This is a genomic window from uncultured Halopseudomonas sp., from assembly GCF_963977355.1.
Classification (GTDB): domain Bacteria; phylum Pseudomonadota; class Gammaproteobacteria; order Pseudomonadales; family Pseudomonadaceae; genus Halopseudomonas.
Genome location: NZ_CAXBOV010000020.1, coordinates 35,391 through 59,506 on the forward strand (window position 1 = coordinate 35,391; position 24,116 = coordinate 59,506).

At 57.2% G+C, this 24,116-nt stretch carries 21 protein-coding genes; 13 read left to right on the forward strand and 8 right to left on the reverse strand.

Features of this window, described 5'->3' with window-relative positions:
* Positions 1-73 precede the first annotated feature (73 nt).
* Positions 74-1,099, reverse strand: a complete 1,026-nt coding sequence (locus tag AAC076_RS12165; protein ID WP_339846000.1) for a CNNM domain-containing protein — start codon at positions 1,097-1,099, stop codon at positions 74-76.
* 249 nt (positions 1,100-1,348) lie between these two features.
* On the opposite strand from AAC076_RS12165, the gene AAC076_RS12170 reads away from it, so the two are divergent.
* Together AAC076_RS12170 and ggpS are read left to right on the forward strand one after the other, a co-directional pair.
* Positions 1,349-2,707 (forward strand): MFS transporter, encoded by a 1,359-nt coding sequence (locus AAC076_RS12170; RefSeq protein ID WP_339846002.1) that lies wholly within the window; start codon positions 1,349-1,351, stop codon positions 2,705-2,707.
* Complete coding sequence (gene ggpS / locus AAC076_RS12175; protein ID WP_339846003.1) at positions 2,691-4,955, forward strand: glucosylglycerol-phosphate synthase; 2,265 nt, start codon at positions 2,691-2,693, stop codon at positions 4,953-4,955. Before AAC076_RS12170 ends, ggpS begins: the two co-directional genes overlap by 17 nt.
* A gap of 184 nt (positions 4,956-5,139) precedes the next feature.
* Here the strand turns inward: ggpS and AAC076_RS12180 are convergent, their stop codons facing one another.
* Positions 5,140-6,993, reverse strand: a complete 1,854-nt coding sequence (locus AAC076_RS12180; RefSeq protein WP_339846004.1) for a choice-of-anchor I family protein — start codon at positions 6,991-6,993, stop codon at positions 5,140-5,142.
* A gap of 94 nt (positions 6,994-7,087) precedes the next feature.
* On the opposite strand from AAC076_RS12180, the gene AAC076_RS12185 reads away from it, so the two are divergent.
* From AAC076_RS12185 to AAC076_RS12205, 5 genes are all read left to right on the forward strand, one after another.
* Entirely contained in the window at positions 7,088-7,708 is a 621-nt protein-coding gene (locus tag AAC076_RS12185) for a DNA-J related domain-containing protein (RefSeq protein WP_339846005.1), read from the forward strand.
* 154 nt (positions 7,709-7,862) lie between these two features.
* A complete protein-coding gene (locus AAC076_RS12190) occupies positions 7,863-8,462 on the forward strand; it encodes a Yip1 family protein (protein ID WP_339846072.1) in 600 nt (199 codons plus the stop codon).
* 146 nt (positions 8,463-8,608) lie between these two features.
* A complete protein-coding gene (gene ttcA / locus AAC076_RS12195; protein ID WP_339846007.1) occupies positions 8,609-9,430 on the forward strand; it encodes a tRNA 2-thiocytidine(32) synthetase TtcA in 822 nt (273 codons plus the stop codon).
* Between the two features lie 29 nt (positions 9,431-9,459).
* On the forward strand, positions 9,460-10,131 hold the full coding sequence (locus AAC076_RS12200) for a DNA-3-methyladenine glycosylase I (protein ID WP_339846008.1): 672 nt from the start codon (positions 9,460-9,462) through the stop codon (positions 10,129-10,131).
* A gap of 85 nt (positions 10,132-10,216) precedes the next feature.
* Positions 10,217-10,741, forward strand: a complete 525-nt coding sequence (locus AAC076_RS12205; protein WP_339846009.1) for a C40 family peptidase — start codon at positions 10,217-10,219, stop codon at positions 10,739-10,741.
* On the opposite strand, the gene AAC076_RS12210 is transcribed toward AAC076_RS12205, so the two are convergent.
* Positions 10,742-11,485 (reverse strand): CPBP family intramembrane glutamic endopeptidase, encoded by a 744-nt coding sequence (locus AAC076_RS12210; protein WP_339846010.1) that lies wholly within the window; start codon positions 11,483-11,485, stop codon positions 10,742-10,744.
* A gap of 15 nt (positions 11,486-11,500) precedes the next feature.
* Positions 11,501-12,580 carry a patatin-like phospholipase family protein gene (locus AAC076_RS12215; protein WP_339846013.1) on the reverse strand — a complete coding sequence of 360 codons (1,080 nt, stop codon included), beginning with the start codon at positions 12,578-12,580 and terminating at the stop codon, positions 11,501-11,503.
* 109 nt (positions 12,581-12,689) lie between these two features.
* On the opposite strand from AAC076_RS12215, the gene AAC076_RS12220 reads away from it, so the two are divergent.
* From AAC076_RS12220 to AAC076_RS12235, 4 genes are read left to right on the forward strand one after another with little or no spacing between them, the layout of a single operon-like run.
* The gene (locus AAC076_RS12220) at positions 12,690-12,995 is read left to right on the forward strand and encodes a PepSY domain-containing protein (RefSeq protein ID WP_339846015.1); all 306 of its coding nucleotides are present in this window, start codon (positions 12,690-12,692) and stop codon (positions 12,993-12,995) included.
* Positions 12,988-13,332 carry a PepSY domain-containing protein gene (locus AAC076_RS12225; protein WP_339846017.1) on the forward strand — a complete coding sequence of 115 codons (345 nt, stop codon included), beginning with the start codon at positions 12,988-12,990 and terminating at the stop codon, positions 13,330-13,332. Before AAC076_RS12220 ends, AAC076_RS12225 begins: the two co-directional genes overlap by 8 nt.
* Positions 13,332-14,018 (forward strand): response regulator transcription factor, encoded by a 687-nt coding sequence (locus AAC076_RS12230; RefSeq protein WP_339846019.1) that lies wholly within the window; start codon positions 13,332-13,334, stop codon positions 14,016-14,018. Before AAC076_RS12225 ends, AAC076_RS12230 begins: the two co-directional genes overlap by 1 nt.
* Positions 14,015-15,334: an ATP-binding protein gene (locus tag AAC076_RS12235; RefSeq protein WP_339846021.1), complete on the forward strand. Its 1,320-nt coding sequence runs from the start codon at positions 14,015-14,017 to the stop codon at positions 15,332-15,334. Before AAC076_RS12230 ends, AAC076_RS12235 begins: the two co-directional genes overlap by 4 nt.
* 6 nt (positions 15,335-15,340) lie before the next feature.
* Here the strand turns inward: AAC076_RS12235 and AAC076_RS12240 are convergent, their stop codons facing one another.
* The gene (locus tag AAC076_RS12240; protein WP_339846023.1) at positions 15,341-16,504 is read right to left on the reverse strand and encodes an EAL domain-containing protein; all 1,164 of its coding nucleotides are present in this window, start codon (positions 16,502-16,504) and stop codon (positions 15,341-15,343) included.
* A 391-nt stretch (positions 16,505-16,895) separates the two neighbouring features.
* On the opposite strand from AAC076_RS12240, the gene AAC076_RS12245 reads away from it, so the two are divergent.
* On the forward strand, positions 16,896-18,104 hold the full coding sequence (locus AAC076_RS12245; protein ID WP_339846025.1) for an ammonium transporter: 1,209 nt from the start codon (positions 16,896-16,898) through the stop codon (positions 18,102-18,104).
* Positions 18,105-18,542: 438 nt separating this feature from the next.
* Here AAC076_RS12245 and AAC076_RS12250 read toward each other — a convergent pair whose 3' ends face one another.
* On the reverse strand, positions 18,543-19,784 hold the full coding sequence (locus AAC076_RS12250; protein WP_339846028.1) for an OprD family porin: 1,242 nt from the start codon (positions 19,782-19,784) through the stop codon (positions 18,543-18,545).
* Between the two features lie 269 nt (positions 19,785-20,053).
* Positions 20,054-20,650: an NAD(P)H-dependent oxidoreductase gene (locus AAC076_RS12255; protein WP_339846031.1), complete on the reverse strand. Its 597-nt coding sequence runs from the start codon at positions 20,648-20,650 to the stop codon at positions 20,054-20,056.
* Between the two features lie 233 nt (positions 20,651-20,883).
* Between AAC076_RS12255 and AAC076_RS12260 the strand changes: the two genes are divergently transcribed.
* Positions 20,884-22,203 (forward strand): Na+/H+ antiporter NhaC family protein, encoded by a 1,320-nt coding sequence (locus tag AAC076_RS12260; protein WP_339846033.1) that lies wholly within the window; start codon positions 20,884-20,886, stop codon positions 22,201-22,203.
* A 56-nt stretch (positions 22,204-22,259) separates the two neighbouring features.
* Here AAC076_RS12260 and AAC076_RS12265 read toward each other — a convergent pair whose 3' ends face one another.
* Entirely contained in the window at positions 22,260-23,912 is a 1,653-nt protein-coding gene (locus AAC076_RS12265) for a methyl-accepting chemotaxis protein (protein ID WP_339846035.1), read from the reverse strand.
* Positions 23,913-24,116: the final 204 nt, after the last annotated feature.

Below are 24,116 nucleotides of genomic sequence, written 5' to 3' on the forward strand. Positions count from 1 at the left end.
AGTTGATAGCGCAGTTCATTGGGGCTTCTACGAACAAGTGTAGCCGCTATGGAATGCCCTGCGCCAATGCTGATCAGTTGGACTTGCTTTCCTTTAATCGATGCTCCCAGCGACGACGGGCAAAGCGGCGCATGTTCGGGATGTCGTCTGTCTCGTCCATTATCGGCTTGCCAATGATGGCCTCGACGATATCCTCCAGAGTCACCAGACCCTGCCAGCCACCAAACTCGTCGTAGATCAGACTCATGTGCTGGCGCTCTTGCATCAGTTGCGTCATCAGGTTTTCAGCGTTGATGCTTTCCAGTGTGACCTTGATCGGCTTCATGATGCTGGATACGGGCTGGCTTTCATCCTCGGCCATGAGGGCGTCGTAGCGAAACAAAACGCCCAGCGGGGATTCATCCGCATCGATTACAGGATAGCGGGAGAACTGGCTTTCCTTGATACGCAATTTCAGGTCGGCAATGCTTTCATCCGGCAGTGCCGAGTTGCAAACGATGCGCGGCGTCATGATATCCCTGACCTTTACGTCGTGCAGGTCGAGGATGTTACTGATCACGCGCTGTTCGTCCTCGTCCAGCTTGTTCAACTCCCTGCCCAGCATCGCCAGTGCCTTGATTTCCTGACGCAGGTCGTTTTCGGGGGGCTTGCCGCCGAAGACTTTCATCACCATGTCCGAAAGCATGATGAAGGGTTTGAGAGTCAGAATCATCAGGCTCAACAGTGGTGGCAGGAAGGGTGCGATGGCACGCCAGTAGCGTGCGCCAATGGTCTTGGGCACGATTTCCGAGAACACCAGAATCAACAGGGTCATTAGTGCCGAGGCAATACCCAGATAGCCATCGCCGAAAACAATGGTCACTTGAGCGCCCACACCCGTAGCGCCTACTGTGTGGGCAACGGTGTTGAGGGTCAGGATGGCAGCAAGAGGCTGGTCTACATTGTCCTTCAGATGCTTGAGCCGCTCATAGAGTCTGGGTTTCTCCAGCTTTTGATGGGCGATGTAGCTCGGCGTCAGAGAAAGGAGTGAAGCTTCCAGGATGGAGCAGATGAACGAAACCAGAATGGAAAGGACAGCGAAGGCTATCAGGAGAGTCATTGGGTCCCATTGTGAATGGCTAAGAGATTTTGAAATGTATCTTATGGCATTTTTAAAGTCACCATGAAGCCATCTGTTTTTACTGCAAAAGGTTGCATTTGGACTTGAGTAAATTTTTTCCGTGCTGGTAACCACCCCCTGGCTGGGGTATGGTTTTTAGCACAAAGACATAATTTTCAAGCACTTCGCCCTTGTAGGCGCTTTGCACCCACTGCCTGAATCCATTTTGCAAAACAGGGATTCAGATCCATGATCAAGATATTGCTGCCTATCGCAGCCCTGCTTTCCGGTATCGCGCTGCTGCTGCTGGGCACCGGCTTGCTAAATACCCTCCTGGCCCTGCGCGGGAGCGGTGAAGGTTTCACCGACCAGACCCTGGGCTTCCTCGGTTCTGCCTATTTTGCCGGCTTTATTCTTGGCACCTGGCTATGTCCAAAGCTGATTCGTCGCATGGGTCATGTGTGCGCATTCGCCTTTCTGGCGGCGGCAGAAGCTGTCTCCGTGCTGGTGCATGCCTTGTTTGTCGACCCGATTACCTGGCTCGTTCTACGGGTGATTACTGGCGTAGCGCTGGTGGGTATCTATACCGTCATCGAAAGCTGGCTCAACACCCAGGCACCGCCTGAGCGTCGCGGCCAGGTTTTCGCTATGTATATGGCTGTCAATCTCGGGTCGCTGGCCCTGGCTCAGCAGTTGTTGCGGCTTGATACGCCCATGGAGTTCACCCTGTTTGCACTGGCATCAATGCTGATCACTGCGGCGTTGATGCCGGTGGTGGCAACCCGCCTGCCGCAACCGGTCATAGGTAATACCAAGGGCTTGTCATTGCGCCGGCTCTGGAAGGCTGCACCGGTTGCCTGCAGTGCTGCTTTGCTGTCGGGTCTGGCAATGGGCGGTTTCTGGGGCCTCGGGGCTGTGTATGCCGGCCGCATGGGCATGGATACCCCGCAAATTGCCACCTTTGTTTCCCTAGTCATTATTGCTGGAGCTGCGTCGCAGTGGCCGCTGGGTATGCTGTCTGATCGCACTGATCGGCGCATGGCCCTGGCGATCATTTCGGGGATTGCAGTCGCCGGTGGACTGCTGATGGCGCTGCTGGGTCAGTTTGGTCAGTGGCTATTGCTGGCAGCGGTAATATTCGGCGGTGGTTCCTTTGCGGTCTACCCTGCTGCTGTGGCCCATCTGATCGACCATCTGCAGCATGACGATATTCTGTCGGGCAACGCGTCCCTGCTGATGCTTCACGGTCTTGGCGCGGCGATTGGCCCGGCCCTGGCTGGTTGGCTGATGGGAATGACGGCTCCCCTGGCCCTGCCGTTGTTCTTCGCCGTGATGTTTGGTTTCTGCGGGCTCTACGCTCTGCTTCAGGCGCGGCGAGGTGCTGACCTTATCGTTGACGCTCCGGCACATTATATTCCGATGGTCCGTACCTCTAACGAGGTGCTGGGTATGATGCTGGAAGATGCCGAGACTGACTCAACGCCTGATTCCAAAGCAGATTCGGCACAGGCAGATTCAAACAATTCGGACACTCAGGCTTCAGCCACTGATCCTTCAGACACTACGCATTCAACTACTAGGAGTACCGCCAATGATTCTGGCCACTGATCTTGATGGAACCTTCCTTGGCGGCGACCCGGATAACCGCCAGCGCCTGTATCAACTGATTGATGCCCACCCCGGCATCAAGCTGGTATTTGTCACGGGACGAGGGCTGGAGGTGGTCGTACCGCTTCTGTCCGATCCTGCCATTCCGCGGCCCGATTACATTATCTGTGACGTGGGTGCCACGGTCGTGGACGGAGAAACCCTCCAGTCGGTTTATCCGTTGCAGAGTGAGATCGAATCAACCTGGCCTGGTGAGCAAGTGGTCCTGCAATCAATGGCAGGTTTTCCCGGTCTGGAACGTCAGAACGTGCCGCAGCAACGCCGTTGTTCCTATTTCTGTGAACAGGGTGCGGTGACCGATGAGATTCGCCAGGTGGCGGAGAACCTGGGTTGTGACGTTCTTTTTTCCGCTGATATGTATCTGGATCTGCTGCCCCGTGGTGTCAACAAGGGCACAACCCTGAAGCGATTGATCACTCATCTGGATGCCGAGTTCGATGATGTGCTGGTGGCGGGCGATACCCTGAATGACCTGTCCATGTATGAGCAGGGCTTCAAAGGCGTCTGCGTCGGAGAGTCGGAAGCCGGCCTGCTGGAAGCCACAGGGGATCGCGCCAAGGTTTTGCATGCCAAGCTCAGCGGCTGTGGCGGCATACTCGAAGCGTTGGGTCACTTTGGATTTCTCGGGCCGATGGGTGTCGATTCAGAGTTGCCGGGTCTGGGTATCAAGGGCAAAGCCGAGCTGGTGATGGTCTATCACCGACTGCCCTATGAGGAGGTGATCAAGGATGGCCAGATGATCCGCCGTCCGCCGTCTTCGCCTAATGGGATACTGCCAACGCTGCTGAGCTTCTTTGCCCAGGGCCAGCAGGGCTCATGGGTTGCCTGGTCGGTGCATGATCCGCGCAAGGATCGGGCGTTTGAAGTACACACCACCGTCGACAAGGACCGCTACGCGAATCTGGTCGCCGCCCGCGTGGCTCTGACCAAGAACGATGTGGATGTGTTCTACAAGCGATTCTCCAAGGAGGCATTCTGGCCAACACTGCATACCTTCTGGGAACGGGCCATATTCCGTGAGGAGGATTGGGCGGTATTTCTCAAGGTCAACCAGTTGTTTGCCGAGCGCACTGCTGCCGAGGCTGCAGAGGGTGCGGTGATCTGGCTGCATGATTACAATCTCTGGATGGTGCCTGCTTACCTGCGGCCGCTGCGGCCGGATCTGACTATCGCCTTCTTTCACCATACCTACTTCCCTTCGGCGGATGTGTTCAACGTGTTGCCCTGGCGGCGCGAGATCATTGGTAGCCTTTTACAGTGTGACTACATCGGTTTCCATATTCCGCGGCAGTCAGAGAACTTTGTCGATGTGATTCGGGGTGTGGCACCGGTTGAGGTGCTGACCAGTCAGGATTGTGCTCCGCGCTTCCTGACTTATGGCTGCGCAGTCGGGCTGGACCGCATGACCCGCAGCATTTCAGTACACGGCCGACACATAGGCCTGGGCGCGCATCCTGTCGGGCTGGATATCGGGCGAGTCAAGGAAGTGATCGATCAGCCCGATTGCCAGGCGGAGATGGAAAAGCTGCGCGAGCAACTCAAGGGTCTGCGTGTGGTGCTGTCGGTTGAGCGCCTGGATTACACCAAGGGAATTCTGGCCAAGATGCTTGCCTTCGAGGCGCTGCTGGAGTCGCATCCTGAACTCGTCGGCAAGGTGTCGCTGCTGACCATTTGTGTGCCTGCAGCGGCCGAAATGACCATCTACGACACGCTGTTGCAGCAGATTGAGCAGGCGGTAGGGCGAATTAATGGGCGGTTCTCACAGGTGGGTTGGACGCCGGTGCATTTCTTCTATCGCGCCTTCCCGTTCCGCGATCTGATTGCCTACTACCTGATGGCTGACGTGATGTGGATCACGCCGCTACGCGATGGACTCAATCTGGTAGCCAAGGAATACGTTGCGACCCAGGGCCTTTGCGAGGGTAGCGGTGTCTTGGTGCTATCGGAGTTTGCCGGTGCTGCCGCAGAGCTGCACGGCGCCCTCCTGACCAACCCCCACGATCCCCGTGATCTACGCGATACCCTCTATGTGGGGTTGACGTTAGGGAAGTCCGATCGGGAGTCACGGGTTCGTGCGATGTTTGCGATTGTGCAGCACAACGATATCAAGCGCTGGGGGGACGAGTTCCTGGGGGCTGTGCAGGATAGCCGGCAGGAGGGTATCGAGTATCTGGCTGATAATGCATAACGACGACGTCATTCTCGCGAAGGCGGAGATCCATACGGTTGCCGGTTAGTACCTACGCCGATTGGATTCACGCTTTTGCGGGAAGGAAGGGGTCGGACGATAGCTGGGAAGGAAGGTCGAAGTAATGCGGGATTGACGGGGAAGTAGAAACCCGTCGGGCGACGGGTTTCGTTTGCTGCTTGCTTCAATCGACGTTCTGGTTGATCTGATACACGGTGGTAGTGCCACTGACCTCGTGGCCAACAATCAACAGGGCTTCACCGTTGGGTGAGTCTGCGGCGGAGACGAAAGCCATACCTTCGGGGCCCAGGTCGCCAGCGGCGGCCAGGTTGTTTTCAGGGTCCAGCAGGAAGTTTTCGCGGGTGTTGTAATAGTCCACGAAGATCGGGGCAGCTGGATCGGTTATGTCATAGACCATGACGCCGCCCATGCGCTCCAGACCGATGAATGCAAAAGTCTTGTTACCCAGCTTGCCGAGTACCAGACCCTCTGGCTCTGGCCCCTTGGCATCGCTGCGGCTATCAAGTGCGTCGCCTTCGTCATGCCCGGTGTTGAAGAAATCCTTGCACGGGATAGAACGGTCGCTGGCGGCGCGGCATTCTTCACCGGCCAGGTATTGCTCGAACTGATCGGCTGAATCCCATACCAGCGCGCCATTTTCATCCCAGATCGAGAAGGAGCGGGCGCCGTAGGAGTAAAGCTTGTCATACATGATCAGCGTGCCTGCATCGTTCTGGGTGCCAGTGGCGTCGTACATCAGCGGGTCGCCGTTGGCGTCGCGCTTATAGCCGTCAACCCAGGTGATGTTCAAGCGGCCGAGTTCTTCATCGGTACGGCAGTCGCCTGGATCGACGGCCGTTGCGCCGCAGTAGGCGAATACCGCCGGGTCGAGCAGGGCGCCGGTGCCCAGGGCGCGTAACTGGGGAGGCAGGTCATCGCCCAGGCGGCGATCAAAGCCACCGACGTTTACCAGGTGCTTGACGCGGAACTCTTCGACAAAACCCTTGGTAGCGTCGCCGTCCCAATAGGCCTGGTCGTCTTCGCCCCAGGCGCGTGCATCACCTTCGTTCGCGGTGACGATGTAGTTCTGGCCATTGACGCTGTAGCTGCTGATGCTGTCGGGGTGGAAAATGCCGTGGACGCCCGGGCGAGTGCGAATCGCTACAACACCGTCATCATCACTCGCATCTATACCGTTGCCGGCTGTGCCGTAGTTCTTGAAGCCCAGGGGCAGAACGTCAGTAATGGTGGCGTTGACGATATCCAGTTTGGCCAGGGCATTGTTTTCCTGCAATGCGATCCAGGCGGTCTGGCTGTCGGCTGATACGGTGATGTACTCCGGCTCGAGATCCTGGGCTACGCTTGCGCCGGGTCCGTAGATGCGGACACCTGCGGCACGCAGTGTTTCGGCTTGGGCGTCAAATGCGCTAAAGCCTGCTGTGCTGACCTGTGCCAGGCCCTGGTCGTCCAGGGTAATAACGCTGATTGAACCAACCGGGTCGACACTGTAGTCGTTATTGGGCTCCCCTTCGTTGGCAACCAGCAGGTACTTGCCATCCGGGGTAAAAGTCAGCATGTCCGGTTGGGCGCCAACCTGGACCGAGCCCAATAGCTGCAAAGTGGTGGCGTCGAATAATGCAACGAAACCGGGATCAGTCTTGGTGGCGGCTTCAATCGCTACCGCGAGGAAACCTTCGCGATAAGCGATGCTATTGACCACCGCGCCCTGTGCGACGCTCTCAACGGTCAGCGTCTGCACCAGTGCAGGGTTTCCGACATCCGATGCATCCATTACATCAACGGCACCCTTGCGCGCGTTAACTACGAAAATCTGCTTGTTGTCTGGATCGAAGGCTGGAATTTCTGCGGCGCTTACACCGAATTCACCCGATTCATAGCGGCCCAGCAAGCTGAGTGTAAGGCTGTCCGGGGTGACGACTTCCGGTGCTGTGACTTGATCGTCGTCGCTATCGGAGTTGCAGGCTGCCAGACTGGCAACCATGGCGGCGGTGCCGACGGTCATGATCCATCTGTTCATCGTATTGTGCTTCCTGAAAATTGGCGGTAAGTCAGTAATACGCCAATTAGATGACAGGCAGATTGCAATACGTTGTCTTTGCTAGACTGGAGGCATGAGCTCACCTACCCCCGATGATCTGCTTCCGGCAGGCTTTGACCGTTTCGTGCTTTCCTGCCTCGCCGACGCGCCGGGTGGGATCGACGAGTTTTCGCTGATCAAGGCGCTTGCCCAGCGTTTCCCCGAGACACTTTTCGCCGAGCCGGATGCCCTGCGGGAACCGCTGCTGCTTTTCCAGACTCACTTTCTGCTGTTCCACGCCCTTTACAGGTTGTCCGATTCCCTCGTTGAGCAGGGGCTGGAGCTTCAGGTGCATGCTTTGAGTATCCGCATGTTGCCCCGGGGACGAGCCCAACAGCAGGGGACAGTATTGCGCGAGGCAGATCCGCTGCGCACTTACTACCTGGATTGGGAGCGATGGCTCACGACTCAGGGCGAAGATGTGGAGCGCCTGCTCAAGGGGTTCCGCCAGAGCAGTATCAGTGTAAGCCGGCAGGAGGTGGCCGCGGCGCTGGACACCTTCGAGCTCGAGGAGCCGGTTGATGCGCGACGTATCAAGCAGCGTTACCGGGAGCTTATGAGTGCACACCACCCTGATCGCGGTGGCAGCACCGACCGTGTTCAGGGCGTTAATCAAGCGCTGCTAATACTCCAACGCTATTACGGCAAGCCCTGAAGTCGCCAATCACTCTAAGCGGTGTGCGCACTTGTCATCCTTTTTTGACTATAGTCATGGTCAAGGGATTGCGACAAAGCGTCGCACCCGTACACCCGTTGCCGGCCATCAGGTCAGGACCACGGGAATGAATAAAAATTCTGGAGACCAGACCATGATCCATCACGTAGTGGGGCTATTCACCCATCCTGACCAGGAATGGCGTGAAATTAAAGGCGAAGAAGAATCCATCGGCCACATGTATCTCACCCATGTGCTTCTGCTTGCCGCCATACCCGCGGTTTCCGCATATATAGGTACTACCCAGACTGGCTGGGCCATCGGCAGCACAGATGCGGTGCGCCTGACAACAACCAGTGCGCTGCAAATGACTGTTCTATCGTATCTGGCCATGCTCGTCGGCGTCGCGGTCATGGGCACCTTTATTCACTGGATGGCCCGGACATATGATTCCAGTCCATCACTTTCCGACTGCATCATTTTTGCTGCCTACACCGCAACACCCCTGTTTATTGCCGGCATTGCTGCGCTCTACCCGAGCCTGTGGCTAGGAATGCTGGTGGGTACTGCGGCGGTTTGCTACACCGTATACCTGCTCTATCAGGGCATTCCGATCTTTATGGGAATTCCCAGTGAAGAGGGCTTCATGTTTTCCAGCTCGATTCTCGCTGTTGGCCTGGTTGTGCTGGTGGCAATGATGGCGACCTCCGTTATCTTCTGGGGTATGGGAGTCGGTCCAATCTACGTTCGCTGATTCGAAAGCGCACGCCGGGTCACACCCGGCGCGCGCTTTCATTTGGGCATTGCCCCTTGTCGGCCAACAGGCCGGCAGGGGGTTTTGTTTTTTCAGGACGGGATTTGCGGTTACCATATCGGTTTTTCGTTTCCGGATTTTCCGCCATGAGCCTGAGTGTCAGCCAGAACAAGTTGCAGAAGCGCCTGCGTCGTCTAACCGCCGAAGCAGTCACCGAATACGCGATGATCGAGAACGGCGACAAGGTCATGGTCTGCCTCTCGGGTGGCAAGGACAGCTACACACTCCTGGACATGCTGTTGCATCTGCAGCGCGTGGCACCGATCAGCTTCGAACTGGTGGCAGTGAATCTCGACCAGAAGCAGCCAGGATTCCCGGAGGAGGTATTGCCGGCGTATCTTGAAGAGCTCGGCGTTGCCTACCATATCCTCGAACGCGATACCTATTCGATTGTCATGGAGAAAGTGCCGGAGGGTAAGACGACCTGCTCGCTGTGCTCTCGCCTGCGCCGCGGCAATCTGTATACCTTCGCTGACGAGATCGGTGCCAACCGTCTGGCTCTGGGCCACCATCGTGATGATATTGTCGAAACCTTTTTCCTGAACATGTTCCATGGAGGTAGCCTAAAGGCGATGCCGCCGAAGCTGCGTTCCGATGACGGTCGCAATGTGGTGATCCGTCCGTTGGCGTTCTGTAGCGAGAAGGATATTGCTGCCTATGCACGTTTGCAGGAGTTTCCGATTATTCCCTGCAATCTGTGCGGTTCCCAGGAGAACCTGCAACGCAAGGTGATCAAGGAGATGCTGCAGGGCTGGGAGCGCGAGAACCCGGGGCGCATCGAGAGCATTTTCCGCTCACTGCGTCACGTGCATCCCTCGCAACTGGCTGACGGTAAGCTGTTCGACTTCGCCAGCCTGAAGATAGATGATCAGGCGACGCCGCGTTTTCTCAACGTAATGAATCTTTGATCCCGTGAACTGACTCCGTGGAGCCTTCAGTGCAAAGCTATAAACAGCTCGAAGAGTACTGCCTGAATCGCTTTGGTTCGCGCACCGCGCTTGAGGCTAATCTGCCGACGCCGCGTGATGCAGAGGCCCTGCGCCGCATCCCTGACGACCGCTACCTTTCTACGCTGGCGCTTCGGGTGTTTCGTGCGGGTCTCAAGCATAGCCTGGTCGATGCCAAGTGGCCGGCTTTCGAACAGGCCTTTTTCGGTTTTGATCCGGACAAGGTGGTGCTGATGGGTGGCGAGCACATCGAGCGTCTGATGCAGGACAAGCGCCTGATCCGCCATCTGGGAAAACTGCGTAGTGTGCCGCGTAATGCGCAGATGGTCCTGGATATACGCACCGAGCACGGCAGCATGGGGCAGTTAATAGCCGACTGGCCGGTGACTGATATCACGGGTCTTTGGCGTTTACTGCAACGCCAGGGTAACCAGCTCGGCGGGTTATCGTCGCCGCGATTCCTGCGCATGATGGGCAAGGACAGTTTTGTTGTGACCGGTGACGTGGCTGCTGCCCTGAAGGCCCGCGGAGTGGTGGACAAGGTACCGACCAGCCAGCGGGATCTAGCCGCAACCCAGGCTTTTTTCAACCAGTTGCATGCCGATAGCGGCCGACCGATGTGCCAGCTTTCCATGATGCTGGCCTATACCGTTAATCACTGAAAACACCGCCGTGCTTGACCTGGCGGGTATCCACGGGCACTGTTGCGCAATACAGATACTCTAAAGATTCTCACGAGACTGACGCATGAGCCTGAAATTACTGATTATTCCCTGCCTGCTCGCTACCCTTGTTGGGTGCGCCAGTGCACCTGATCAGTCGGCCGACGCGCTCTCTGCTCTCAATGCCGGCGGGGTATTGCTGGTTGATTCGAAGACCGCCAGTCCGGTTTCACCGACCAACAACGAGGTCATTTTCCGCGCTTTTAGCCTTATCGGAACGCCCTATCGTTGGGGTGGCAGCTCGCCGGATACCGGCTTTGACTGTAGTGGCCTTATCAATTATGTCTATCGTGAAGCGGCGGGCGTCAGCCTGCCGCGCACTACGGCCGGCCTGACTGCACTGAAAGACAAGGCATCTGCCGAAGATCTGATTCCCGGTGATCTGGTTCTCTTCGCGATGAGCGGCAGACGGGTTGACCATGCGGGTATCTATGTGGGGGAAGGGCGCTTTCTGCATGCCCCAAGCAGCGGCGGCAAGGTGCGCATTGACGAACTGCAGGCCAGTTATTGGCAGCGGAGCTTCCAGGGCGCTCGGCGCGTGTTGCGCTGATCAGTTCAGGGCGACCAGCAGCAAGGTGAGGCCGTTGTAGAGTGCGTGGGCAACCACGCATAACCATAGTTGATCATACTTCCAACGCAGCCATCCCAGGCCCGCGCCCAGCAATGCAATGACCACCACCCCTCCAGTACTATAAAAACTGTGCAGCATCGCGAATATCAGCGTGCTGGCGGGTAGTGCTATCCAGATGCCCGGGCGGGTGCGTTGCAAGGCCTTGAATAGCCAGCCCCGAAAAATCACTTCCTCCGCCAGCGGGACCCAGAGTACTGCAACGCCGAGAGCGCCAAGCAGTCGCCAGTTCTGCAGCTCAAGCAGGGGAGTCAGCGCCCGGGGTAGGGCGGCATTCTCTGGCAACAGATCCGGAGCGGGTAATCTCACGTCCAGCCATGCGGCCAGGGGGTTGGCGCTTACTACCATGACGACGGCCAGAAGCAGAGCTGGAATCAGCCCTGCTGGACTGAATCCCCGACCCGTCAGCCAGAGGAGGGGGTCGCGTTGTTGCAGGAGCCAGGCTACTCCCAGACTGCCGAGCATCAACAGACCGGTAAACAGGGCGTCCAGCACCAGAAACTGCGTATCGATATGCAGATGGTGTCCAAGGCGCTGCATGATCTGTCCCGCGCCCCAGTGACTGACAGCGGCCAGCCCTGCGTAGGCTATAGCCAGACGCAGCAGTATAAGCGCGTCGTCCAGCGCGTGGCGGCTGGGCGAGGGAAGCGCAATGATCTGGCGCATCAGCGCGAGAATCTGCTAGAGCGGTTGTAGACGGTCAATCAAACGTCCTGATTCGGTTAGTTCGAGAAATTCATCGCCGAGGCGCTCGCTCTCTGCCATTGCCTTGCGCCAGTAGGTTTCCCGCTCGGCGTCTTTGCCTGCAAAGCGCGTGAAATCCTTTCGATCCGGCAGCTTGCAGTAGGGCAGACTGGCCAGATAGTCACGTGACGGTGCAAGCAGGAGCACGCTCTTCAATTGCTGCAGGTTACCCTTTCGCCATGGCAGAGTTTTATCGAACCAGCCTGGTACCACCCTGTCGATAAAATGCGGATAAAGCACCACGCCGGGTGCCTGGTAGGGCAGGTCAAGATGGTAGTCGAGAAGCCCACCGTCACGGTACACACCCTCGCTGGCGCCGGGGATATCACGCACTGCTTCCATCACCATGGGGATCGAGCCTGAGGCCAACAGGGCAGGCCGCAGGTTTTCAGCCGTCAGGCTTATGTGACTGCTGACAAAATCACTGAAATCAGCGAGGGGCGGACGTTGGCGAGGGTCATGCAGAATGACGCGCTCAAAAAACCGCTTCAGATGCCTTCGGCCCAGAAGATTGGCACCGACCACCCCACCTAGCCCAAGACCCAGACGTGAGCGAGTGTCATGGCGCATCAGGCCAAGGCTTTTCACTACAACGATATTCAGCTGATACAGCGGATTGGTCAGAATGCTTTCGGCCTGCTCGCCAAGCAGCTCGTCCAGCATTGCTGCGCAACGCTGGCTGATCTCGCTGACGGTGATGCCCTTGGGAAAGCGCTGAGAAGTATACAGCTCGCCGAGATTCCGCAGTCCCGCTACTGGATCAGGCAAGCAGGCACTGGCGAACCGCCAGCTGCCAATCGAAGCGCCGATCAGACTGCGCGCCTGCGGGGCCCGCGGTAGCCAGTCGCCAAAGAGCGCGATATCCAGTCCCTGAATGCCTAATGCCTTGGGTCCTCCGGCCGCACCCGGGATCATATGCACGTCGGCCGGTTGCAGTCCTTGCTGACGGATATGCTCCAGAGCCTGACTGCCCGCGCGCAGAGTCAGCGCAGGCCTGGGTATGTGTATAGCGGTCATGCAGTGTCCTTTCCGGCAAGCCGTTTGGCCTGGCTTGCTTCCTTTTTAAGTTTGGCTTCAGTTTAGTGTTCTAGGATACAAGCGTACTCAAACAACGGAGACTTTAAACATGAAAAAACTTGTTGCCCTTACCTGCGCCACGATCCTTACCCTTGGCACCGCTAGCGCCTTCGCCGATGATGTGCGTATTGATGAAGCCGAGGCTCTCGTCAGCAACGGTACCATTCAGTCCTTCGAGAAGCTGAATGCTGCCGCGCTTGCGGCGCGCGCCGGTACTATTACTGACACGGATCTGGAAGAAAGCGCGGGTAATTATGTGTATGAAGTCGAAATTCGTGATGCCCAGGGTGTTGAGTGGGATCTTCACATGGATGCGACCAATGCCGAAGTACTCAAAATTGAACAGGATGACTGAACCCCGCCGGTGGGGAGTGAAAGCCGCCTTGTGCGGCTTTCTGCGTTGGTTCCCGATAGTGGCGGCACTGTTTTTTGCTTCGGGTCTCCAGGCCGGCCGTGACATCGATCAGAATGAGGCACTCAGGTTGGTGGAGCAGGGAGTTGTTTTGCCGCTACAGCGCTTTATCGATGATGCGCAGCAACGCTTTCCCGGGCGTCTGCTGGAAGTGGAGCTGGAGTGGGACGACGACCGGTATGTTTACGAGCTGGAGATAGTCACGCGCAGCGGCATCGTTCTGGAGCTGGATTACGATGCGGTGACCGGAAAGTTACTTGATGTCGATGAGGATGATTGATGCGCGTGTTACTGGTGGAGGATTCCGTGGCCCTGGCCGACAGCCTGTGCGCGGTACTCAAGCAGGCGGGCTTCGCTGTTGATTGGCGCACGGACGGTCGGGATGCGCTTCTGCTCGGGGAGCAGGAACCCTACGATCTTTGCGTGCTGGATCTGGGCCTGCCAGGTATGGATGGGCTGGAGGTGCTGCGCCGTTGGCGTGCTGAGCGGATAAGTCTGCCGGTGCTGGTGCTGACTGCCCGGAGCAACTGGAGCGAGCGGGTCGAGGGACTTCGGGCCGGGGCGGATGACTACCTGACCAAGCCTTTCAACCCCGAAGAACTGGTTCTGCGCGCCCAGAATCTACTGAGACGCAGCCATGGCCATGAGCCCAGTACTTTGCTTGAGGCCGGAGGGTTTGCGTTGGATGAGACCGGTCAGGAAGTCACACTTATTGACGCTGCTCCGGATGGCGCAGAGCCGATAAAGCTGTCGGCCACGCAATTCAAGCTGCTGCGTTATTTCATGCTGCACGCCGGCCAGCTTTTATCCAAGGGCCGTTTGGCAGAGCATCTCTACGAGTATGAGAGTGAGCGAGACTCCAACGTCATCGAAGTACAGATCAACCACCTGCGCAGCAAACTGGGCCGCGAGGTTATCGTGACGCGCCGTGGCCAGGGCTATATCTTCGTCGGATCGCCGCTTTGAACAGTATCGGTCGCCAACTTGGCTTCGGGCTGGTCGCGATCTTGCTGGTTACGGTGGTATTGGTCGGGCAGGGCAGCGTCTGGTTGTTCGACCAGGCCTTGCGGCAATATCTGGCGCGCTCGCTGCAAGTTGAAACCGATAGCCTGTTGGCGGCGATCACCCTGGGGGTGGACGGATTGTATCTTGATCGCACGCGAGTGGATTCGGATTACGATCGGCCTTATTCGGGACGTTATTTCGTTATTGATGCAGATGAGCGCTGGCGCTCGCGCTCACTATGGGACGCACGCCTGCCACTTGATGCTGATGGCTTGCACAACACGCTGGTGGCCGGTCCGGACGATCAGCAATTACTGGTCTGGTCGGGGCGCTATGAAGTGAGCGGCCGACCGGTCGATATCAGTGTGGCTACCGATTATTTGCCGCTATTGCGAGCATTCGATCAGGCCCGTTGGGCTATATGGGCTCTTGGCCTGGTCACCATTGGTTTGGCACTGCTGGTTCAGCGCTGGGTGCTTTATCGAGCGTTCCTGCCCCTGCGCCGCATCCGTAAGGAGCTGGCCGAGTGGCATGTGGGCAAGCGTCTGGACCTGGGGACAGACGTCCCGGAGGAGCTGGAACCCCTGGTCAGTGAAATCAACCATCTGGGTCGCCAGACAGAGCAGATAATCCAGCGCTCGCGCAGTGGTCAGGCGGACCTCGGCCACGCCCTGAAAACTCCGCTGGCAGTCGCCACCACGCTCTTGCAGCAGGCGACAACAAAACCGGACCCAGATACCTTGGCTGAGATCGGTGTGCAGCTGACAGCCATCCGTAATCAGATGGATCGTGCCCTTCAGCGTGCGCGTCTGGCACCCGAAAGCCAGGCGAGCCAGAGGTTCAATGCGGCTCAGGATCTGCCCTGGTTGTTGGACTCCCTGCGCAGTATTCACGGCAGTGACTTGCGACTCGAAACACGTCTGGCACTCAATGCCCAGGCCGAGTGGCCGTTCGAACGGGAGGATATGCTCGAGCTCCTGGGCAACCTGCTGGACAATGCGTGCAAGTGGGCCAGGCATTCAGTCGTGTTGAGCGCGGACCTGGATGCAGGTGGGTTGATGCTGAGTATTGCAGATGACGGTCCGGGCGTGGCGGAGCACGAACGTTCTGCCATTCTGCGCCGCGGCCACCGACTGGACGAGCGCGCCGACGGTGATGGCATCGGCCTGGCTATTGTCAGTGATCTGATCGAGGTCTACCAGGGCCGCCTGGAACTGAAGGACGCGTCCCTGGGAGGTCTTGAGGTCGACGTATTCCTGCCTGCCTCCCGCCGCTAGCAGCGATCAGATGAGAGAGGCATCGATATCCACGAGGAGTAAATGGCGGCTGTCGTCGATGAAAAGGCCAGAGGTAATGCAATACTGGTTGCTGGTCGCGTCGCGGTACCGGCTGGACAGAATGATCCGACTGCCCTGACCGGCTTCAGACAGTATCTGGTAGAAATATGGTCGCCACGACCAGTTGTGGTCCAGGTAGCGGGGGTCCGGCTGCCAGCGTTTCTCGGCCCACTCGTAGTTGGGTGAAATCTGCGTGCCATGGGCATCACAGAGAAAGCAGCGCAGCAACCAGGGATATTGTGCGGGGGAGGGCAGGTCCGCCGGATCCCCACCCTTGGCCAGCCACTCCACCAGCTCCGCGAAAAGATTGCCCAGGGTGCCTCGCAGCTCGGCGAGTTTCTCCCGCTCGGCCAGTTTGCTGCGGGCAAAATCGTCACGCATGCGGGCGAATTCCGTTTGTACGGCATCCGCTGGAAGGAAGTTCTCAGCGGGGTGCGCGAACAGGTAACCCTGCACATATCGTGCGCCGCATTCCAGGGCGAAATGCAGTTCCTGCTCTGTTTCTACGCCCTCGGCAATAATCCAGCAGCCGCTTTTCTCGGCCATCAACGCCAGGGCCTTGACGAAATCGCCGCTGTTGCCCTTGCCGCTGGCGGCGCGGCGGAAGAGTTGTATGTCCAGCTTGAGTATGTCCGGTTCCAGGGCGAGAACTCTATCCAGCATGGAAGATCCCGCACCGAAATCGTCAATCGCGATCCGTATACCCGCCTCACGGTAGCGCCTTACAGCATCACTCAAGTCCTGGATGTTGCCCTGTAGTTCGGTGATCTCGAAGACCACTTGCTCCGGGGGCAGGCCAATCTCCTTGAGTAGCTCCAGACTGGGCAAGGGCTCACCAGGCTTAAGCTGGCTGACCCACAGGGGCGAGATGTTGACGCTGATAAAGCCAGCCGGGTTGTCGCGGAAAGCCTCGAACGCCTGACGACGAATGGTGCGGTCCAACTCCAGCAGGTCAACGGGATCGACACTCGGATCGGTGAACAGCGGACCTGCGCTGACTATCTGCCCCTCATCGTCCTTGAGGCGAGCCAGTGCTTCGTACCCGGCTATTCGGCCGGTGGCGGTATCGATCAGTGGCTGGAAGAAAGGCAGTGGTTGACCATTGAACACAGGAGACTCCATTAACGAGGATAGGCGGCAGCCCATATGCAAGATTATAGCCAGAGACTTGGCTTATTGCTCTGAAGCTGATGTTTCCGCGTTTGCCAGCTCAATTTTGGAGCCTGGGCTGTTTTGCGATGGTGCGTTTTGCAATGTTCTGGTACGCCAATTGCACTGCTGTGGTGAGCTCGGGCGCGCTTTTCGCACTGCATTGGTGCCGAATTGCTTATGCCCGGACTTACACCCTTTTCAACTAACTGAATAAAAAGAGAAAAATCCATCGGATAGAAATATCGCCAGATCGCCTTGTTTTGAGCTCGCGTGCATTTTGCACCAATGATGATCATTTCATGCTTTTTGTGCGTTTATCTGGTGCGCTTCTCGAAAAGAGGCTCAGCTAATGGAAAACCTGCACAGCGCAGTGGAAACACTGATGCACGGCGCAAACACAATGTTTCTTCTTATGGGTGCTGTCATGGTCCTGGCCATGCATGCCGGCTTCGCCTTCCTCGAAGTGGGTACGGTGCGGCAGAAGAATCAGGTAAACGCGTTATCCAAAATAATCAGTGACTTCGCTATTTCAGGTATAGCCTACTTCTTTATTGGCTACTGGATCGCCTACGGGGTGACTTTCTTCCACGGTGCTGAAGCACTGACGGAGCAGAACGGTTATTCACTGGTGAAGTTTTTCTTCCTGATGACCTTCGCTGCGGCGATTCCGGCGATTATTTCCGGTGGCATTGCCGAGCGCGCGCGATTTGCACCACAACTGTTTGCTTCGCTGTTGATCGTCGGTCTGATCTATCCGTTTTTCGAAGGTCTGGTCTGGAACGGTAACTATGGCGTGCAAGACTGGATGCAGTCGACCTTTGGCGCGCCTTTCCATGACTTTGCCGGTTCGGTTGTCGTCCATGCGGTCGGTGGTTGGTTGGCCCTGGGTGCTGTACTGATGTTGGGTGCACGCCGCGGGCGCTATCGCGACAATCATGTCGTCGCCATGCCACCATCGAACATTCCCTTTCTGGCCCTGGGCGCCTGGATACTGACCATCGGCTGGTTTGGCTTTAACGTGATGTCGGCCCAGACCCTGGACGGTATCAGCGGCCTTGTGGCAGTCAACTCGTTGATGGCTATGGTTGGCGGTACACTTGCTGCTCTGGCGGTAGGTCGTTATGACCCTGGCTTTTTGCACAACGGGCCTTTGGCCGGTCTGGTGGCGGTATGTGCCGGATCTGATCTGATGCACCCCATTGGTGCTCTTGCCACCGGTCTGGTGGCGGGTGGTCTGTTCGTCTGGGCCTTTATCCTGACCCAGAACCATCTCAAGATTGACGATGTGCTGGGTGTCTGGCCCCTGCATGGTCTATGCGGGATATGGGGCGGCATTGCTGCGGGCATTTTTGGTGCACAGTCCTTCGGTGGTTTGGGTGGTGTCAGTCTGATGTCCCAGATCGTTGGGTCCCTGGCGGGCGCTGCCTTCGCTCTGGCTGGCGGTGTGTTGGTGTATGGGGTGATCAAGGCGATCACCGGTATTCGTCTGAGTGAAGAGGACGAGTTCATGGGTGCTGACTTGGCTATTCACAAGATTGGGGCGACTGCGGAGGATTGATCTGGTTGAGTATTGGCCTGTAGGAGTTTCCAACCGTCGTCTGATAGCCAGTGCATGGGCGTCGACGGCGGTTGACCTATGCTCGACACGCTACAAGTCGTCCCTGGAAGCTCGACGTTGCACATCCCTGTGCGCCGACGGTCGTGCATAGGTCAACCGCCGCCGACACCCGGATGGCGTGGAGTAAGCTGCGGTAAAGAGCGCTCTTTGCACTTTCTATCAGGCGGGATTGAGCTTGTCTGTCGATTTTGACCTGGCCTCTTCCAGGACCGTCAGAGCACAGGGATGTGCGATGACGAGCCCCAGGGATGGCTAGTAGCGTGTCCTGGAAGAGGCCAGGTCGAAATCGGCACCACACCGATCCAATGCCCACCAACCAGTCCATCTAAACAAAAAAGCCCGAACAGGTGTTCGGGCTCTGTAAGCACTGTTAAAAAACTACATCAAAGGAATGGTGTAATTCACGATCAGGCGGTTCTCGTCGATATCACCTGCCACGTCGGAGCGGACCATCGCGTTACGCCACTGCAGGGCCACGTTCTTGAAGGGGCCGGATTGAATGGTGTAGACGAAATCGATATCCCGTTCCCACTCTTCGCCGGTGCCGGCAGCTCCTAGATCAATATTGTCACCGCTGACATAGCGTACCAGGCCTTTCAGGCCGGGAATGCCATAGGTTGCAAAATCCAGATCGTAGCGTGCCTGCCAGGACTTTTCGTCTGCCCGGGCAAAGTCCAGGATCTGAATGTAGTTGGCAATATAGGGATTGTTCTCGGCCAGGTAGGGGAAGGCGGTGTCGCCGTCGCTGTGCTGGTACCCCAGACGGAAGGTGTGGGCACCTGTGGCAGCCGAGAGCAGGACTGACTTCATCTTGTGGTCGATGTTCAGGGGTTGATTACCGGTATCACTGGTATCGAAATAGGCCAGGTTTACCCCCATTTTCCAGTCGCCTGCAGTAAATCCCTGGAGCACATTGATCATGTTCTGTTCGTAGACATCATCCAACTCACCACGCCACAGACCCAGGGATGTATCGCTCTGAGTGAACTTGTAGGTGCCGCCCAGATAATTGAACTGGTCAGAGGTGCCGCCTACGGTAGCGCCGATATCCTCACGGTTGGTGCTGCCGCGATAATTGACCTCACGCAGCTGACCCAGTTGGACGTTGAGGTTTTCAATTTCGTCGATACTCAACGCGCCACCGGTATAGGTCTGCGGCAACAGGCGAATATCGCTGGCCTGCGCAATTGGAATGGCAGGTACCAGGTTGCCGAGACGCAAAACGCTATTGGAAATCTTTGCCTTGGCGGTGGCCGACGCGTGGCCATAACTGTCGGGGCCTTCGTCACCAAAAGTGTTGGGCAGTAGGCCGGTACCTGCTGTGTCATCGTCAGAGTGGAGCTTCACACCTGTGGCGGCGTACACATCGAGGCCGAAGCCGACTGCACCGGTGGTGTATCCCGATTCAGCGCGGAAGATAAAGCCCTGTGCCCATTCCTCCGCCTTGGATCGACCACCTGGCGGGGTGGATCGAAAGTCCCGATTGAAATAGAAGTTGCGCAGTTGGAGGGAAGCCTTGGCATCGTCGGTAAATCCGGCGGCGCTAGCAGTGCTGCTTAGCGGTGCAATCAAGGCTAGGGCCACAGCTGCGGCCAGGGTATTGGTCTTCACATTCGTCATTATTATTCTCCTGGTGTGATCGGGTGCAGGCCGGTGCTCGCCGGGCGCGGACCAAATAAAGCACTTAAGCAGGAGCCGCTCTGTACGACATTCGTCGAACTGTCACAATACGGACATGTCGGTGACGGTGGTGGGGCTTTGACGGGGGAGTGAAATGCTTGATCTTGACGTCTCGGGACGCCAGAAGGCAGAAACCGAATCACGTGGCGCTGTCTTATTAGACCTTAGTCAGGGGTAGCCCGTTCGAGGATCGAACGGGCAGCAACAGGTTACATACCGTTGGCGAAATCGGCGTTGCTCATATCTATTTCGCCACGCAGGGGCTTCAGCGCCTGTGCATAACGCAGCAGAATATCCAGGTTGTAATGCATGCGATCGCGTATCTTGCGGTCGTCCTCGGAGACGGGCTCAGGCATGTTCATGACCTTTTCCACGTTGCGCACGATAAGGTGCTCGGGGATATAGCACAGGCGGCAGTTCTTGTAGCTTGAGGCGCGCAGTTCGCTGATCGGATACGCACCCCCTATGCCCGCAGATATCCCTCCCAGCATGGCTGGTTTGTGTGCCAGCTGAGCCTTGGTGGCGAAAAGGAAAAAGTTTTTGATCGCCGGGCAGGCCATGCCGTGCCATTCGGGGGCGAGAATCACCAGTGCGTCAGCCTTGGCCAGCTGCTTTTCGAACATGCCCCACGGACCTTCGTCCTCCGCAGGCCACATCGGCAGAGGATAGGATCCAAGATCGATGACCGATACGGCGGCTGCGTCAAGCCCGTGCTGGTTGATCAGGCTTTGACGCATGAAGCGTGCGACCTTGGATGTCTGGCTATTACTGCGGCTGCTGCCGGCGACGATGGCAATATTCAACATGGTGCCTCCCTTGTTTATGTAGGTTTGAATGCTAACTCCGGACCTTTCCAGCCGACAGCGCAAAATCGTGATCGAATATATCGGATTAGTGCGGGTTTCAAGTTGATGTTGAGAGGCTGGAAGCAAAACCTGCAGCGGCTTTGACAGGTTACGGTCGATGCGGCAGAGTACGCGCCCTTCGGCGGGCGGGTCTTTGTTCGCCACGCTTATTCAATCGACCGGGGATTGCGACAATGAACGCAGTAGTGGCTGCCGTAGCGGTTATGTTGATCTTGAGTCTTTGCAGGGTACACGTCGTAGTGGCTCTGATTATCGGAGCTGTTGTGGGTGGCCTGCTAGGCGGGCTAGGTCTGGAGGCGACCCTGGATGCCTTTCAGGGGGGACTTGGCAAGGGCGCGAATGTTGCCTTGAGCTACGCTCTGCTGGGGGCTTTTGCTGTAGCGATTGCCAAGTCGGGTCTGGCCCATGCGTTGGCGGACCGTGCCCTGGGGCTGGTCAACAGTCGGAGTGAGGGTGGTACGGGTTTGCTGACAATGATGCTGTTGCTGGTGCTGCTGGCAGTGGCTATTTCGTCACAGAACATACTGCCCATTCACATTGCCTTTATTCCCCTGTTGGTGCCGCCCCTGCTGTATGTGATGGCGCGGCTACGTTTGGATCGTCGCCTGGTGGCCTGTGTACTGACCTTTGGTCTGATTACCCCGTACATGTTTCTACCAGTCGGCTTCGGCGGCATATTTCTCAATGACATTCTACTGGCCAATGTCGCCGAAAGTGGTGGGAACATTGAGGGAATCAATGTCATGAAGGCCATGGCTCTGCCGGCTCTGGGCATGTTGCTGGGCCTGGTGTTCGCCATTTTTGTCAGCTATAGAGCGCCCCGTGACTACGACGTGCAGGCAGTTGCCGAGGTCGAGCGGTTGGAGAAGGGCTACAACAGGCGATCGCTGCTGGTTGCTCTGGCTGCGGTGGTGGCTGCTTTCGTGGTCCAGTTGTGGCTGGATTCAATGATCATCGGTGCGTTGACCGGTTTCGTGATCTTCTCGCTCTCCGGCGTAGTGCGCTGGCGGGAAGCCGATGACGTATTTACCGAAGGCATGAAGATGATGGCGATGATCGGTTTTATCATGATCGCCGCCGCCGGCTTTGCCGAGGTCATGCGTGCGACCGGCTCGATTCAGACACTGGTCGATAGCTCGGCTGCCATGATTGGCGATAATCGGGCCCTGGCTGCATTGTTGATGTTGCTGGTGGGTTTGCTGATCACAATGGGTATCGGCTCGTCGTTTTCGACCATTCCGATCATTGCAGCCATCTATGTACCCCTTGCGCTGCAACTGGGATTCAGTCCCCTGGCGATTGTCGCACTGGTAGGTACTGCTGCTGCGCTGGGCGATGCCGGCTCGCCCGCTTCGGATTCAACTCTGGGACCGACCGCGGGCCTGAACGTGGATGGCCAGCACAACCATATCTGGGATACGGTGGTACCGACCTTCCTGCACTACAATCTGCCGTTGATCGCATTCGGCTGGTTGGGGGTAATGGTTCTCTGAAGAAGCTGGCTGCCGTCGCCCTGAAAACCAGGACGATGACAGCTTCCCGCTAACTGTCAAACTCTGAAGCGTCCCACAAGCGAGTCGATCTGCTTGCCAAGCTGGGTCAGGTGCGCACTGGCCTGGGCGGTTTGTTCGGCACCATCGGTGGTTTCGCGGGCCAGTTCGGCAGCTTCAGTAACGCTACGGTTGACGTCCTCGACCACGGTGGATTGCTGAGTAGTAGCGCTGGCAATCGAGGCGTTGAGCGCAACCATCTGCTGCATCGACTCAGTGATCTGATCGAGGGCTTCGCCAGCGGCGCGGGCCTGTTGTACGCTGAGTTCGGAGTAGCGATCACTCTCGTTGATAACCTCTACCACAGTGTGCGTATTGGTCTGCAACTTGTTGATCATGGCGTCGATTTCTTCAGTGGACTTCTGGGTGCGCTGGGCCAGGTTGCGTACTTCGTCGGCAACGACCGCAAAGCCACGACCCATCTCGCCAGCCCGAGCGGCTTCAATAGCGGCGTTGAGCGCCAGCAGGTTGGTCTGTTCGGCAATATTGCGGATGACGTCAAGTACCGAAGTTATTTCCTGTGCGTCGGTGGACAGACCGCTCATGTGCTTGACTGCGGTTTTTACACTGTTTGACAGGTGGTTGATCTGCTCGATGGTCTTGCTCACCTGAACGCGGCCATTGTTGGCGCCTTCGTTGGCGTTTTCAACTTCCTGGGCTGCTGCGTTGGCATTCTGAGCCACATCCTGCACGCCGTAGGTGATCTCGTTGACAGCGGTAGCCATCAGCTCCATCTTTTCGGTCTGTTGGGTCATGCCGCGCAGGCTGTTGTTGCTGATCTGGCTCAACTGCTGGCCGGCGCTGGTCAGCTGGCTGGCGCTGTCGCCGAGCTGATGCACAATGGAACGCAGGTTTTCGGTGAAGCTATTGAAATAGGCGGCGATCTGCGCCAATTCGTCACGGGCATCGTCATCAAGCTTGCGGGTGAGGTCAGCTTCGCCGCTGGCGATGTCACGCATGGCGTGGACGACGTTGTTAAGTGGTCGGGAAATGCTGCGTCCGATAATGTAAAGGATCAGCACCATCAGCAGAGTTAGCAGGGTAACGAAAATCAGTGCCTTGATTGCATCGGCGAGGAACTTGGCTTCCATATCCGCAATGAAAATGCCGGTGCCGATCATGTAATCCCATGGCTCGAAATGGGTGAAAGCAGCGATCTTCCTGTGCCCCTCACCTTCGCCGGGATTCTGTCCGGGGCGTGACCAGGTGTATTCGATGAAGGCAGTACCTTGATCCCGGGCCAGTGCAACCATCTCGGTAATGATGTTTGGCCGACCGTCGCTATTGGTGATGGTGGTCAGATCCACACCCTCGGTCTGGGGCGCCATGGGGTGCATGATCATCACGTTGTTCATGTCATTGACCCAATAGTATTCGGTACCGCCGCCGTAGCGCATCGCACGCAGAGCTTCGAGAGCAGCCGTACGGGCCTCTGGGCCGGTCATTTCGCCTGCGACTTCCTTGGCATGGTAGTAGCCAAACATCGTGCGAGCGGACTCGACCAGGTGGGTCGCTTTGGTGATCTCGGCCTGCCGATATTCTGCTTTCAGCGTGGCCAGAGAGGCCAAGGCCAGCACGGTCATGCTTACCAGCGCGACCAGCAGAATAATCCAGATCCGCTGACTGATTTTTATTTTGCGCAGTACGTTCATCTACTACCTCTCCCCGGGACCGTTACCAACAAAGCGCGCAACAGCACTTTGAGGCCAGACACATCTTTTTGTTTTATCGACCAACGACCAGAAAACCTGAGTGTTATTTTGTTGGCAGTTATGATGTCAATTTGACGTTATTCTCGGGCAGATACAATAGCTTGCTGTGGCAAATCACCGATTCATATCAGTATCCATTGGTCA